This is a genomic window from Metabacillus sp. GQ13, from assembly GCF_059758525.1.
Genome location: NZ_JCAXET010000016.1, coordinates 19,292 through 34,063 on the forward strand (window position 1 = coordinate 19,292; position 14,772 = coordinate 34,063).

Consider the following 14,772-nt stretch of genomic DNA (forward strand, 5'->3'; position numbering starts at 1 on the left):
TCGAAGGATAAAGCCCTAGTTTTTCTCCTTTTTGGAGAAAAACTAGGGCTTTTTTAAGTATAATTCCATACCGATTGAGGATACTAAAGTTTTGAAATGAGGCATTCTCGATAGTGAAAATTTATAAGTATCTAAACCTTTATATAGTAGGAATCTTGAACGATACTGTCGTTCCATGATTGAGTTTACTTTCAATTGTGAGACCTTTTCCATATAACTGCTTCAAGCGGCGATTCGTGTTGAATAAACCTATCCCACCTTTTTTATTTTTCTTCTTTTCTAGTAACTCTTTTAGTACCATTTCATCTATCCCATTACCATTATCGGTAATGGTAATTTTGATAGAGTCCTGATACTTGTTAATTTTAATTTTTATAGTCCCGCCTGTAGGACGTTGTAAGATACCATGATTAAGAGCATTTTCGACAATTGTCTGTATTGCAAGAGGAGGGATATGTGCATCTATGTCCTCATCTACTTCCCATACAAACTGTACTCTGTCCCCAAATCTGCCCTTTTCTATCGTTAAATAGGAGCGAACGAGATGGAGTTCATCATCAAGTGGTATAACGTTATTTGTATTTTGAAACTCAAAGCTTGTTTGTAGATAAGAACAGAATGCCTCAAATATATCCTTTGCCTTTTTTTGATCATGATCGAATAAAATGAGTATCGTATTTAACGTGTTAAAGAGAAAATGAGGCTTAATTTGTGCTTGAAGCCAAGCAGCTTCCATTCGATGATGCTCTGTTATTGATTGCTTTAAATCGGTCAACATTTGAACCCTAGCCTTTAATTCTAAAGATTCCACTGGTTTTGAGATATAATCATTTGCTCCTGAAAGAAAGCCGGTATAGAGATCCTCAGGTTGACTACGTGCAGTTAGTAGCAGGATTGGAAGTTCAGAAATCGTGTAGCTCTCACGTATGATTCTCGTCAGTTCATAACCTGATATAATCGGCATCATTACATCACTAATGACTAAATCCCATTGTTCTTTATCTAGTTTAAGCAAGGCTTCTTTCCCACTTGTTACTGTAGTAATTTCATATTCAGCAGATGAAAGGATATTAGTAAGAACATGCAAATTAACAGGATCATCATCTACTATTAATAATTTCCGTCTCTCCATGAGAATGGGATGTTTTTCCTTCATAGAAAACGTATTAAATAAAGGAGAATATGAATCAGTGGTTGCTGCTACCTCTTTTTTATGGCTAACAAGTATTTCTACATCTACCTCGTCCTCTCGTTCTTTAGCCAATGGTAGTGAAAAGGTAAAAACAGATCCCTCGCCTTTTAGTGATTTGACGGTTAGTTTCCCACCATGCAATTCAACTAATTGTTTGCAAATAGTTAACCCGAGTCCGATTCCGCCTCTATTGTCTGTTAATGTAGCGTCACCCTGCCCATAGGGCTGGAAAATCTGATTCAAAATGCTTTCATCCATTCCAACACCTGTATCTGAAATGTGAATAAAGACTTCATTATCTTCGACTGTTCCAGAAATTATGATTTCACCTTCGTCCGTATACTTGATAGCATTATGAATCAAATTTAATAGTATTTGAATAAGCCTGTTTTCATCTGCAACTACATTAGGAAACGAATTGGGGATTTTATTAAGTATTTGAAGGGGTCTACCTTCAAGCATGAATTTGATAATGTCTAATACCCCAGTTACGACCGATTGTACGTTGATACTATTTGGTTGTAAGTGAATTTTACTTTCTTTTAAACGTGTTACATCAAGCAAGTCATTTAGCATGAGTGACATTCTTCGCCCTACTGTAATAAGTAATCTCAAATCCTTGTTCTTTTTTTCGCTAAGCTGATTATTTTCACTTTGAATAAGGGATTGGGCTATATTAATCATCGCATGCAATGGATTGCGTAATTCATGGGATGTATTTGTAAGAAATTCATCCTTACGTTTGTCAGCCTCTAGCAGTTCTTTTGATAGCTGTTCTGCCTGAAGTCCATTTCGATAATAGCGCTTAAACCAAAATATTGAAAATAAGAAGATAGCCAAAAGGAGATCCCATGGATAAAAGTCTTTTTCAAGTGAAAGGTTAAGGGTAAACATGGCCCAAATCTGATTAATCGTAATAGCCGTTACGCCCAATAATAAATAAATAACATCCTCGAGGCCATCGACAGTTGCTCTTATTAATTGTAGAGTTATCATCCCAAGAGATACGAGGAGGATCATAGCGAGAATTTCGCTAGAATCTTGTACGTATTTAATTGGGAATAACACAATAAATAGCGCATAGATTGTGCAACCAATGGGGAACCAAAAAAAGATTTTATTTTTGGAGTAATTTGGTAGTAAATGTTTGAAAAATAGAAATAGAAATAGTGCGATCCCCGTAAAGGTTAGTAATAGCATTCTAGTACTAGATTCATAGCTCATAGCAACATATTCAAATAAAATTCTATCATCCGTTATTAGGACCATCAACATCGCGTTAACCATTAGCAAGAAGAAGTAAATCAATTGCTTTTGCCTGATGCCGATTAAATATAATAAAATGGAGTAAATCGCTAAAGTAAATAGAATGGCACAAACTAGCATTTGGGTAAATAGCGAAAATAAGGTTTCCTTGTTAATAGCAGAAATTTCTCCAAACTTAATTGATTTAAAAACAGCCTTCGTTGGATAATCACCGTGTGAAACATGAATGACTATGTCTATTTCGTTTCGATTAGTACTAAAGGATACTGAATATGGCTTGTTTTGAGCAACGTAATTTTCCTCTTTCTCAGATGGAAGACCAGAACCACCTAATAATTGCCGATTGACAAATAATTGTGAAGCTGTGGGAATACTTGACACTCGCATTCCATAAGTTTGCAAAGACTTGTTGTTATCAAGCAATATACGAAGATGATATGTTCCGGATTTAAAAGTAGAATCCTCAGAAAAAGTTTCCCAATCATTTGGAATATCATGATATTCATGTTGTAAGTTTTTATTATTGTTTTCAATAGATTCTGATGTTAAAAGAACATGTGGATAAAAGTCCCATTGCCCACTCAATCTTATTGTTTGCTCTTCTGGTAGCGCCCACTGACTTAAGTCCATAATTCCTTCGACTGCTTTAGGGTGCTCAGGTACAACGTGGAAGGAATTCCACAATAGGCGGATTAACGTTAAGGCTATACAAAAAAAGATGATAATTATAATAAAAATGAGTTTATTTTTTTTCATTTTTTTCTCCGTTTCTAACCACTAGATATAAAATATTCATTTTTCACCGGGCTTATGTCGTTTCGTGTATGATTATTAGTAAATTTGTAATATTGACTTATTTAGATTAATCTTAACTTATATTGGAAGAATTTACTTTAATTATTTAATGATTTTTAGTTGTTATTAATATACTTAACCACATTATTTATAGAGTTATTTAAATAATAAGTACTTAAGGGGAGCTAAATCGAATGAGGGCAATACTAGTCGATGATGAACATTTACCATTAATGCATTTAAAGAAAATATTGGAAAATGATATTAATGACGTGGAAGTTGTCGGGGTCTATCAAGATTCTTTACAAGTCTATGAGAATATAAAATACCTATCTCCAGATATAGTATTTTTGGATATTCAGATGCCTGGGATAAATGGGTTGGAAATGGCCGGAAGAATTCAAGAGTCTTTTAAGAACATTGAAATTGTATTTGTGACCGGCTATAACGGTTTTGCTTTAGAAGCATTTGATCTTTTTGCTTTTGATTATATTATGAAACCATTACAGGTAGATCGGCTAAAAAAAACAGTAGAACGTTTGAAACAGCGGATAAATAGTAACCTAACAAATGACAAAAAGATAAATGATGCTAATATCCTGTTTTGTAACTTTAATCGAATGACGGTTCAAAAGCCAGGCTATGAACCCGAATCAATAAAGTGGCGTACATCAAAGGCACAAGAACTATTTGCTTACTTATTTCATAATAGAGGGAAAATAGTTGATAAGGAGACATTAATTGAGTTATTATGGCCATCCACTGATGTAACCAATGGAGCGCAGCAACTATATACGACAATTTATCATATCCGTCGATCGATGAAACAAGCTGGATTAGAATCGATCTCAATCATTAGCGAAGGCAACGGATATATCCTACATATTGGCAGGATGCTCATTGAAACGGAAGAATGGGAAAATCAGCTAAATGGATTACATGCTCCGAGCAATGATAGTATCAATGAACATGAAAGTGTGTTTAATAAATACAAAGGAGACTATCTCGGAGAATACGGTTACTTATGGGCTGAAGGAGAAAAGGAACGACTTAGGCGTCTATGGTTAAATCAAGGCCAAAATTTAAGTGGATTTTACCGAGACAAAGGGGATGTGCAAGCTGCAATCAAAGTAAACCAAAAAATTCAACAAATGTATCCAGAAGTTGAAGAAAGCTACTTTGAACTTATGAGGTTGTATGCGTCTGTAAACAGGATAACTGCTGTTGATGAACAATATCGGTTATTGTACGCTATGTTAACTAATGAGTTAAATGTAAAGCCAAGTAAAAAGGTTATAAATTGGTATAATAGTTGGAAATACAAAGATTAATACTGATCGTTATGGAATACATTTCTAGTAATCTAGTGATATTCATCACCATAGGGTCTTAGCTAAAAATCCCGATTTATCTCTATATTTTTATAAAAATGTCGGGATTTTTATAATAGATAATCTTGCTAAAGTAGCTTAGATTCAAGACAACATCCCATCCCTACTCTTGCTTACTAACTACAATGATTGCCTCATAGCCATTTTGCTTTAGGTCATTTACAAGTCTTTCTGCATTTTTCCTATTTTTAAAAGCACCAGTTTGAACCTTGAAAAAACCTTCTAGAATTGGCTGTATATTTTCCTTTTTTCGACCTTCTAAATGATAATATGAAGCTATTGCATAGACAATCGCTTCTGCACAAGCCTTCTGATAAGCAGCTGTACGAAGTAAAGTCGCTTCAAGCTGATTTGTCATAAACCCACATTCACATAAGATTGCTGTCATAACTGTTTCCTTTAAAACAAAGAAGTTCGCTGTTTTTACGCCGCGATCCTTTCTTGCAGTCTTACGTACGAGTTCATCTTGAACTAATAGGGCCAATTCATATGCCTCCTTTGGTTTTGATGTATAGACATAGGTTTCAATGCCGGATGCAGATGTCCATTGTTTTCCATTCCCATGTGCGTTTGCGTGGATAGAGATAAATAGGTCTGCCTTCGATTGATTAGCTTGATCTACCCTGTCTTTTAGGGAGGTGTCCTCTTGGTCAGAATGTGAAAAAAGACTTGTAACCTGTTGGTAATTTGTCAACAGCCTTCTTATTTCGTTTGCAACTGCACGATTAAACTGATATTCCTTCATTCCATCAACCGTTCGTTTACCTGCCGTCTCATACCCATGTCCAGCATCAATCAGGATCTTCATAGAAAAACCTCCTCATATAAGTAAAATCACTTTATATATAGGTCTTTCTTTGGGAAAGGTAGCGTGAATGGAACAGTTTTACTTAAAGATCTTTGTAGTTAAGCATACATTGATTTTTCATAAAGTGTATGAATTATAAAGAGGATCTATCAAAAGAGAATAATTTTTATTTTGGATTGTATGACACTAATGCTAAAATATAGAAGGGACCTTCTTAAGTATCCTTTTAAAGTAACCTCAGGCTTTTAATAATGACCGCATTTAATACAATCCAAATAACATGACAACAAGGTAAACTCATTCTTCTAAGAGATTATAAATCCTTGTGAAAAAGGAGGATAAAAAAGTGCCTACAGTTCGCACAAAGGATCTTATTGAAAAATTTAATTTTCAAATCATTAGTGGTGAGGAAGGAATTAATCGTCCAATCATAACAAGTGATTTATCACGTCCTGGTATTGAAATGGCTGGTTTTTTTACATATTATCCAAAAGAACGAGTACAGTTGCTTGGGAAAACAGAAATTTCATTTTTTCTCCAGCTATCTGATCAGGAGAAAAAACATCGTATGGACGAGCTTTGTACAGAGGTAACACCTGCTATTATTCTCACAAGAGAAATGGAAGCCCCTCCAGAATTAATTGATGCATCTAATCGTGGTGGAGTTCCAGTTTTACGTTCACCGTTGAAGACGACGCGCTTATCAAGCCATTTAACAAACTTCCTTGAGGGAAAACTTGCTCCAACTACTGCTGTTCATGGTGTTTTAGTAGATATTTATGGTGTTGGTGTGTTGATCATTGGGAAAAGTGGTGTTGGTAAAAGTGAAACTGCTCTAGAGTTAGTTAAGCGAGGACATCGCCTTGTCGCTGATGATTGCGTAGAGATTCGTCAAGAGGATCAAGATACGTTAATCGGAAGTGCACCAGAGTTGATTGAGCATCTTTTGGAGATCCGCGGATTAGGGATTATCAATGTGATGACATTGTTTGGTGCAGGTGCAGTACGTAGCTTTAAGCGGATTACATTAGTGATTAATCTAGAATTATGGGACCAAAATAAACAATATGATCGTCTAGGTTTAGAGGAAGACAAGATGAGAATTATTGATACAGATATAACAAAGCTAACCGTTCCTGTACGACCAGGACGAAATCTTTCGGTTATTATCGAAGTTGCAGCTATGAACCATCGGTTAAAACGAATGGGCGTCAATGCAGCTGAGCAATTTACCAATAAGCTTGCTGGTGTAATTGAAGATGGGGATCATGAGGAAGAGTAAGCTCTGAATTGAAGCTGGTCTTAATGGCCAGTTCTCATCGTTTTTGTATGGACTTATCTACCTTTAGATTGAAATGTTTCTTTCGCAAAAAATACTAATGTACACGATTTAATAGATCTTCGTGCTCTTTTCGCTAAATGACTATGATATCCCTATGGAGATCGCTTCAATTTAGATCATAAACGTCCAAAAACCGATTTTTATTCGTACTAGAGCAACAATCTTTTAGATAAGAGCCTACATAAAAGATCGCTAAAAATAGATAGTAAGGAGTTGGAGAGATGGAAGAGAGCTTAACACCTCTTAATCCAGTATTCTTTGAATTAGGGCCTATTCAAATTCACTGGTACGGGGTCATTATTGGGGTTGGAGCCTTACTTGGACTTTTTCTTGCTGTAAGGGAAAGTGAAAGAAGAGGTTTACATAAGGATACATTCGTAGATGTTGTGCTGTTTGCGATTCCAATTGCTATTTTAGGAGCAAGAGCGTACTATGTCATTTTTCAATGGGACTATTATTCTCAAAATCCAGGGGATATCATCAAGATCTGGAATGGTGGACTTGCGATTCATGGTGGTTTAATCGCGGCACTTATAACAGGTGCAGTTTACGCTAAAGTGAAGAACATCTCGTTTTGGAAGCTTGCAGACATTGCTGCCCCAAGTATACTTCTTGGTCAGGCAATTGGTCGTTGGGGAAATTTTATGAACCAAGAGGCACATGGTGGTCCGGTTACAAGAGAGTTTTTAGAAGGCTTATTTTTACCAGACTTTATCGTCAATCAAATGTATATTAACGGTGTTTATTATCACCCTACCTTCCTATATGAATCTCTTTGGAGCTTAGTAGGTGTTATCGGCTTGATCTTATTAAGAAAAGCCAACTTCAGACGAGGTGAGCTTTTCTTAACGTATGTGATTTGGTATTCGGTTGGTCGCTTTTTCGTCGAAGGGCTCCGAACAGATAGTCTCATGCTGACTGAGACCTTACGAATTGCACAGGTCATCTCGATTGTGTTAATTGTTATCTCTATTGCAGTCATCATTTTCCGTCGCTATAAAGGTTATTCAAAAGCAAGGTATTTGGATGCTGGTCAATAAAGTAAAGGTAGTCATACTTGGAGTTGACTAATAATCTGTTGGCGCTTGCGCTTTTCTATAAGACCAGAATCTATTTACATAGTTTTGGTGTCTAGCTCCAGCGCCTAGCCCCTCGAGTCATAAGTCACTAAGGAATTGAAGGAAAGATCACCTTCATTTCCTTAGTGACTTATGCTTGTCTGGGCTGAACAAGGCGCTTGCGCTTTTCTTATTTTACTTCAAGGGGGGTTGGCTGTGGGAAGCAGTTTAAAGAAGGGCTTTCAGTCTGGAATTCAGACAACCTGGACATTAGGGAAGGTTATTTTTCCGATTACGTTACTTGTTAGTCTTTTGCAACACACGCCTGTATTAGATTGGATTGTAAAACTGATCAGTCCGCTTATGGGGATTTTTGGATTATCAGGAGAAGCAGCCATACCGTTAGTCATTGGTAACTTTCTTAATCTTTACGCAGCAATTGGCGCAATTTTAACGCTTGATTTAACGGTGAAAGAGGTCTTTATTTTAGCGATGATGCTTTCGTTTTCACATAATTTATTGATTGAATCAACGGTAGCTGCGAAAGTTGGTCTCAAATTATGGGTTATTTTAATCGTAAGGCTTGGTCTTGCATTTGGTTCAGCGATTGTCATTAACCTTGTATGGCAAGGAGGCAGTGAAGTTGCAGAATACGGCTTTGTTGGCAAAACCGAAGCCGTTCCAAATGGCTGGTTAGAGATTATTGGGTTAGCTATTCAAAAGGCAAGTATAGGAGTCATTCAGCTTGCGTGTATCGTTATACTTCTAATGATTGCGATCCAATTTTTAAAGGATTATGGATTACTAACTTTATTTACTAAATGGATGGCACCTGTTACGCGAATACTAGGAATGAAGGAAAATACATCGATGACATTAGTGGCTGGACTTACAATTGGCCTAGCATTTGGGGCAGGTGTAATGATTCAGGCGGTAAAAGAAGATGGTGTTAGCAAGAAGGATTTAACGATAGCATTTATTTTTCTTGTTTCCTGTCATGCTGTTGTCGAGGATACACTTATTTTTATTCCATTAGGAATTCCCGTCTGGCCATTGCTAGCGATCCGACTAGTTGTTGCGATTCTATTAACAATCACGGTTTCGCGGATATGGCGAAGGGTTGAAGCAACACCAAGAAGAAAGGATGCGTCTTATGAACATTGATACTTTATTATTTGACTTAGATGGTACGTTAATTAATACAAACGAGTTAATCATCGAATCATTTCTTCACACTCTACATTCATTCTATCCAAACCAGTACAATCGTGAGGACGTTTTACCATTTATCGGTCCAACTCTTTACGATACATTTGGTGGCATAGATGCAGAAAAAATGGAAGAAATGGTCAAGGTATACCGCAAATTCAATCACGAACAACATGATCTCCTTGTCACTGAATTTGAGACGGTCTTTGAGACGATTAAGACGCTCAAGGAGAAAGGCTATAAGCTTGGGATTGTAACGACGAAAATACGTACGACCGTTAATATGGGCTTAAAGCTTACAAAGCTGGATCAGTTTTTTGATGTCGTGGTCACGTTAGATGATGTTGACCATGCAAAGCCACATCCAGAGCCTGTTTTAAAAGCATTAGAACAGCTTGGTTCAATTCCTGAGCAAGCGATTATGGTTGGCGATAACCACCATGATATTGTAGCTGGACAAAATGCGGGAACGAAAACAGCAGGTGTTTCTTGGAGTATTAAAGGTAGAGAGTATATTAGTAGCTACAACCCAGATTACTTACTTGAAAAAATGAGTGACCTATTACCAATCATCGGAGTGGAATAATGGGCAGAAATACGACTAGGTATCAGGTTTCTGGAGCAAATTCATTATGGCATGTATATAAAACCGTGCCATTTTTGAAGGTTGTTCGAAATTTCTTTGTTATTCAGCTTGCAAGGTATACGCCCTTTCTAAATATGAAAAATTGGATGTACCGTACATTGTTAAAAATGAATGTCGGCGATCAGGCATCTTTTGCCTTAATGGTGATGGTTGATGTGATGTTTCCGGAAAAGATATCAGTTGGTAAAAATACTGTGATTGGCTACAATACGACGATTCTAGCTCATGAGTATTTAATCAAGGAATATCGTCTTGGCAATGTGGAGATTGGTGATGAGGTGCTAATTGGCGCTAATTCTACGATTTTACCTGGAGTCGTTATCGGTGACGGTGCAATCGTATCAGCCGGCACTCTTGTAAATAAAGATGTACCAGCCGGAGCCTTTGTTGGTGGAAACCCTATGAGGATTATTTATACAAAAGAAGAACTGGCAAAGAGGGATGAAGAGGCTGCTAGTAGAGACTAGTGGTCTTTTTTTAGATTTGATTTGTTAACAGGTAGCTAATAGTTGGGAAACGGACTTAATCAAACGTTCGTTTATCTTCATTTTATTAAATAGGGCCAGTTTCTACAGAATAGTCAGAATAGATGATCAATTTAAATGCATAAAGAGAGTATTTCTAAATAAAATCCCTTGATAATCTTACTTCACTTTGGTAATATATTAGCATATTAGCGAGATAAAGGATTTAGAAAATTTAATTAATGTATATGAACCTTATGATTTTTAATATTAGTATTCATTACGGGGGTACAGACTCATGTTTATGTTTGAAAAACCGCTTGGAATGGTAGATACACTACCAAATCTATATGAAGTGAAGAAGAAGACGCGTCATGCAATGACAACGATTATTGAACAGTGGGGTTTCCAATTTATTGAAACACCTACACTTGAGTACTATGAAACAGTTGGGGTTCAATCGGCAATCCTTGATCAGCAGCTTTTTAAATTGTTAGATCAGCAGGGACATACCTTGGTACTTAGACCAGATATGACAGCTCCAATTGCTCGTGTGGCTGCTTCTAAATTGTATAACAGTCTCTATCCATTACGCCTAGCATACTCTGCAAATGTGTATCGTGCACAACAGCGTGAAGGTGGGCGGCCTGCAGAGTTTGAACAAGTGGGGGTGGAGTTAATTGGCGATGGTACTACGAGTGCTGATGCTGAAGTCATTGCCTTGATGGTTGCGACACTTAAAGAGGCAGGCCTAGAAAACTTTAAGATAGCGATCGGCCATATTGGTTTTGCAAATGCTTTATTCAACGAAGTATTAGGAAATCAAGAGCGAGCTGATGTGTTAAGAAGATTTTTATATGAAAAAAATTATGTTGGCTACAAAGAGCATGTCAAAGGATTACCGTTATCTTCAATTGACAAAGAGCGCCTTTTAACATTATTAAAACTGCGTGGTGGTATTGGTAAGGTTACAGAAGCTAAGGAGCTAGTTTCCTCTCAAGTTGCTCGGGAATCATTAGAAGAAATCAACCAGCTATGGACTACATTAGAGGCCTTTCAAGTAACAGACTACTTAAAATTGGATCTAAATATTGTTAGTCATATGAGCTATTATACTGGGATCTTATTTGAAGTGTATGCAGACAATGTCGGCTTTGCAATCGGTAGTGGTGGACGATATGACCATTTATTTGAAAAGTTCAACTGTGCTGCCCAAGCAACAGGATTTGGGTTGCGAATTGATCATTTAATACAAGCTCTAAATGTCTCAGATGAACAGAAGCTACAATGTGTAATTTACAGTCAGGAACGTCGTTCAGAAGCCATCATTCATACCGCTGAGCTACGAAAAAGTAATAAGCGAGTTGTCATGCAGGACATTACCGGAATAAAAGATGTCGATGCCTTTACAAAGCAGTTTGAAGAGGTTGTTTATTATATAGGTTCTAGGAAGGAGGAGCTGTGAGGTGACAAATATACTAACGATTGCGATGCCAAAAGGGCGAATCTTTGAGGAAGCGGCAGATATGCTTCGAAAAGCCAATTATCAGCTTCCCCCAGAATTTGATGAATCAAGAAAGTTAATTCTCGATGTTCCAAATGAAAATATTCGATTTATCCTAGCAAAACCAATGGACGTTGTTACCTATGTTGAACATGGTGTTGCAGATGTAGGAATTGCGGGTAAGGATGTTATGTTAGAGGAAGATCGTGATGTGTACGAGGTTCTTGATCTGAAAATCAGTGAATGCTATTTAGCTGTAGCCGGGCTACCAAATGCGAAGATAACTGATGTTGCACCTAAGGTTGCCACAAAATATCCAAATGTCGCGTCAAGTTACTTCCGTGAGCAAGGTGAACAGGTTGAGATTATTAAATTGAATGGTTCTATAGAATTAGCACCTTTAATCGGCCTAGCTGATCGGATCGTTGACATTGTTTCAACGGGTCGTACATTAGTAGAAAATGGCTTAGTTGAGCTTGAACATATATGTGACATTACTTCCCGGTTAATAGTTAATCCAGTAAGCTATCGAATGAAGGATGAGCCTATTGATGAATTAGTTGAACGGTTATCGAAAGTAATTGGAGGTTAGTATGATGAAAATCACTCGTATTACTGATAAGAAGGTTTCGCTGAGACGAACAATTGATACTGGAACAGAAGAACAAAGAATAGTAGTCCAAGAGATTATTACTACTGTTCAAAAAGAAGGGGATCAAGCGCTTTTTTCCTATACAGAAAAATTTGATAAAGTAAGCCTTTCAAGTTTAAAAGTAACCGAAGAAGAGTTCTCTCAAGCATACGTAGATTTAGATGAAGAACTAGTTGAGATTATCCGTGAAGCTGCAGTCAATATTCGTTCATTTCACGAAAAACAAAAACGTGAATCTTGGTTTAGCTACAATGATGAAGGAACAATGCTCGGCCAAAAAATAACGGCTATAGACGCAGTTGGTGTTTATGTACCTGGTGGAACAGCGGCATACCCTTCCTCTGTATTAATGAACGTTATTCCAGCACAGGTAGCAGGTGTGAAACGTATTGTCATTACCTCACCGCCAACAAGTCAAGGAACGTTACCGGGAGGTGTTCTTGTGGCTGCAAAAGAGCTTGGAATCACTGAAATCTACAAAGTTGGTGGTGCACAAGCGATCGCTGCCTTAGCTTATGGAACAGATTCTATTGCTGCTGTAGATAAAATAATGGGGCCTGGTAACATCTTTGTTGCTCTTGCAAAACGTGAAGTGTTTGGCAATGTTGATATTGATATGATCGCAGGACCAAGTGAGATTGTTGTGTTAAGTGATGAAACTGCTAGAGCAAATGAGATTGCTGCTGATTTATTATCACAAGCTGAGCATGACAAAAATTCATCTAGTATCCTTGTCACAACATCAATGAAGCAGGCTGAAGAGGTTCGTGAAGAAGTAGCGAAACAAGTTGCCTTGTTACCAAGACAAGAGATTGCACAAGCGTCGATCGATACATACGGACATATTTACGTAGCCGAAGACCTTGACACAGCAATCGCTGTCGTCAATGAGCTAGCACCAGAGCATCTTGAAGTTCTAACTGAAAATCCATTTGCTCTTTTAAATGATATTAAGCATGCTGGAGCAATCTTCCTAGGACGATATAGTTCAGAGCCTATCGGTGATTATTTTGCTGGTCCAAACCATGTGCTACCAACAAACGGTACAGCCCGTTTTTCAAGTCCGCTAAATGTCGATGATTTCATGAAAAAATCTAGTATTATTTCATATAGTGAACAAGCCTTTCTAAATCATTATCAAAAGGTAGCAAAGCTTGCAAGGCTAGAAGGCTTGGAAGCACATGCACGTGCAATAGAGGAAAGGTTAAAATAAGGGGGGTAATCTTATGTCAAGAACAGCTTCAGTAAATCGCCAGACAAAAGAAACGCAAATATCGTTAACATACAATGTTGATGGATCAGGAAAGTCATCACTAAAGACAGATGTTCCGTTTATGGATCATATGCTTGATCTTTTTACGAAGCATGGTCAATTTGATTTATCCGTTGATGCAAATGGTGATATTGAAATTGATGATCATCACACAACAGAGGATATTGGAATTTGCTTAGGGCAAGCCTTACGTGAAGCTCTCGGTGATAAAAGGGGAATTAAGCGCTATGGCAGTGCATTTGTACCAATGGATGAGGCACTAGCACAGGTAGTTGTTGATTTAAGTAATCGACCACATTTTGAATTTAAAGGGGAGCTACCAAGTCAAAAGGTTGGAACATTTGACACGGAAAATGTTCATGAGTTTTTATGGAAGCTTGCACTTGAAGCGCGAATGAACCTACATGTTATTGTTCATTATGGACAGAACACTCATCACATTATTGAGGCAGTTTTTAAAGCATTAGCTAGAGCATTAGATGAGGCGACAATGGTAGATCCCCGAATTGAGGGAGAGCTTCCTTCCACGAAAGGGATGTTATAAAAATGATCGCAATTATCGATTATGGAATGGGTAATTTGTATAGCGTAAGCAAAGCATTAGAACGAATGAATGTTGACTATATCCTTTCACATAACGAGGATGAGCTAGATAAAGCCGATGGTTATATCCTCCCTGGAGTCGGTGCATTTAAGGATGCAATGTCGATTTTAAACGAAACAGGTCTTGCTAGCTTTATTCAAAAAGTTGTTGCAGAAGGTAAGCCACTTATCGGAATCTGTCTGGGTATGCAGCTTTTATTTGATGAAAGTGAAGAGAACGGATTAACAAAGGGACTATCGCTATTACCAGGTAAAGTTGTTAAAATTCCTGATTCGCTTAATGGTGCGAATTTTAAAGTTCCACATATGGGCTGGAATAATCTAACGGTCAAAAACGAAAATCAATTACTCGCGAGGGTAGATGAGGGGTATGCCTATTTTGTACACTCTTATTATGTTGATGCAAAGCAATCGGATAGCCTAATAGCCACTGCTGACTACGGTGTCGAGGTACCAGCTGTTGTTGGAAAAGGGAATGTTTATGGCACACAATTTCATCCTGAAAAGAGTAGTGATCTCGGAATTGCAATTTTGAAAAACTATATTAACATTGTGGAGGGAAAATAACG

13 protein-coding genes are annotated in these 14,772 nt (G+C 37.4%); 11 read left to right on the forward strand and 2 right to left on the reverse strand.

Annotated features, from left to right (window positions below):
- Positions 1 to 139: 139 nt before the first annotated feature.
- Entirely contained in the window at positions 140 to 3,214 is a 3,075-nt protein-coding gene (locus AC6CHR_RS18625; RefSeq protein WP_498250515.1) for a hybrid sensor histidine kinase/response regulator, read from the reverse strand.
- A 233-nt stretch (positions 3,215 to 3,447) separates the two neighbouring features.
- On the opposite strand from AC6CHR_RS18625, the gene AC6CHR_RS18630 reads away from it, so the two are divergent.
- The gene (locus tag AC6CHR_RS18630) at positions 3,448 to 4,584 is read left to right on the forward strand and encodes a response regulator (protein WP_498250516.1); all 1,137 of its coding nucleotides are present in this window, start codon (positions 3,448 to 3,450) and stop codon (positions 4,582 to 4,584) included.
- A 163-nt stretch (positions 4,585 to 4,747) separates the two neighbouring features.
- Here AC6CHR_RS18630 and AC6CHR_RS18635 read toward each other — a convergent pair whose 3' ends face one another.
- Positions 4,748 to 5,452, reverse strand: a complete 705-nt coding sequence (locus AC6CHR_RS18635; protein WP_498250517.1) for an N-acetylmuramoyl-L-alanine amidase — start codon at positions 5,450 to 5,452, stop codon at positions 4,748 to 4,750.
- Between the two features lie 346 nt (positions 5,453 to 5,798).
- On the opposite strand from AC6CHR_RS18635, the gene hprK reads away from it, so the two are divergent.
- The 10 genes from hprK to hisH all read left to right on the forward strand — a co-directional run bounded on the left by hprK (position 5,799) and on the right by hisH (position 14,770).
- Positions 5,799 to 6,734 (forward strand): HPr(Ser) kinase/phosphatase, encoded by a 936-nt coding sequence (hprK, locus tag AC6CHR_RS18640; RefSeq protein ID WP_498250518.1) that lies wholly within the window; start codon positions 5,799 to 5,801, stop codon positions 6,732 to 6,734.
- A gap of 281 nt (positions 6,735 to 7,015) precedes the next feature.
- Positions 7,016 to 7,834 (forward strand): prolipoprotein diacylglyceryl transferase, encoded by an 819-nt coding sequence (gene lgt, locus AC6CHR_RS18645; RefSeq protein WP_498250519.1) that lies wholly within the window; start codon positions 7,016 to 7,018, stop codon positions 7,832 to 7,834.
- Between the two features lie 234 nt (positions 7,835 to 8,068).
- The gene (locus tag AC6CHR_RS18650) at positions 8,069 to 9,016 is read left to right on the forward strand and encodes a nucleoside recognition domain-containing protein (RefSeq protein WP_498250520.1); all 948 of its coding nucleotides are present in this window, start codon (positions 8,069 to 8,071) and stop codon (positions 9,014 to 9,016) included.
- Entirely contained in the window at positions 9,006 to 9,647 is a 642-nt protein-coding gene (gene ppaX / locus AC6CHR_RS18655; protein WP_498250521.1) for a pyrophosphatase PpaX, read from the forward strand. The genes AC6CHR_RS18650 and ppaX overlap by 11 nt, the downstream gene beginning before the upstream one ends.
- Positions 9,647 to 10,174, forward strand: coding sequence for an acyltransferase (locus AC6CHR_RS18660; protein ID WP_498250522.1), 528 nt, complete (start codon positions 9,647 to 9,649; stop codon positions 10,172 to 10,174). The genes ppaX and AC6CHR_RS18660 overlap by 1 nt, the downstream gene beginning before the upstream one ends.
- Before the next feature lie 295 nt (positions 10,175 to 10,469).
- The gene (locus AC6CHR_RS18665; protein WP_498250523.1) at positions 10,470 to 11,636 is read left to right on the forward strand and encodes an ATP phosphoribosyltransferase regulatory subunit; all 1,167 of its coding nucleotides are present in this window, start codon (positions 10,470 to 10,472) and stop codon (positions 11,634 to 11,636) included.
- 25 nt (positions 11,637 to 11,661) lie between these two features.
- Complete coding sequence (gene hisG / locus AC6CHR_RS18670; RefSeq protein ID WP_498250614.1) at positions 11,662 to 12,267, forward strand: ATP phosphoribosyltransferase; 606 nt, start codon at positions 11,662 to 11,664, stop codon at positions 12,265 to 12,267.
- A gap of 4 nt (positions 12,268 to 12,271) precedes the next feature.
- Complete coding sequence (gene hisD, locus AC6CHR_RS18675) at positions 12,272 to 13,540, forward strand: histidinol dehydrogenase (protein WP_498250524.1); 1,269 nt, start codon at positions 12,272 to 12,274, stop codon at positions 13,538 to 13,540.
- A 13-nt stretch (positions 13,541 to 13,553) separates the two neighbouring features.
- Entirely contained in the window at positions 13,554 to 14,144 is a 591-nt protein-coding gene (gene hisB, locus AC6CHR_RS18680) for an imidazoleglycerol-phosphate dehydratase HisB (RefSeq protein ID WP_498250525.1), read from the forward strand.
- A 2-nt stretch (positions 14,145 to 14,146) separates the two neighbouring features.
- Positions 14,147 to 14,770 (forward strand): imidazole glycerol phosphate synthase subunit HisH, encoded by a 624-nt coding sequence (hisH, locus tag AC6CHR_RS18685; RefSeq protein WP_498250526.1) that lies wholly within the window; start codon positions 14,147 to 14,149, stop codon positions 14,768 to 14,770.
- Positions 14,771 to 14,772: the final 2 nt, after the last annotated feature.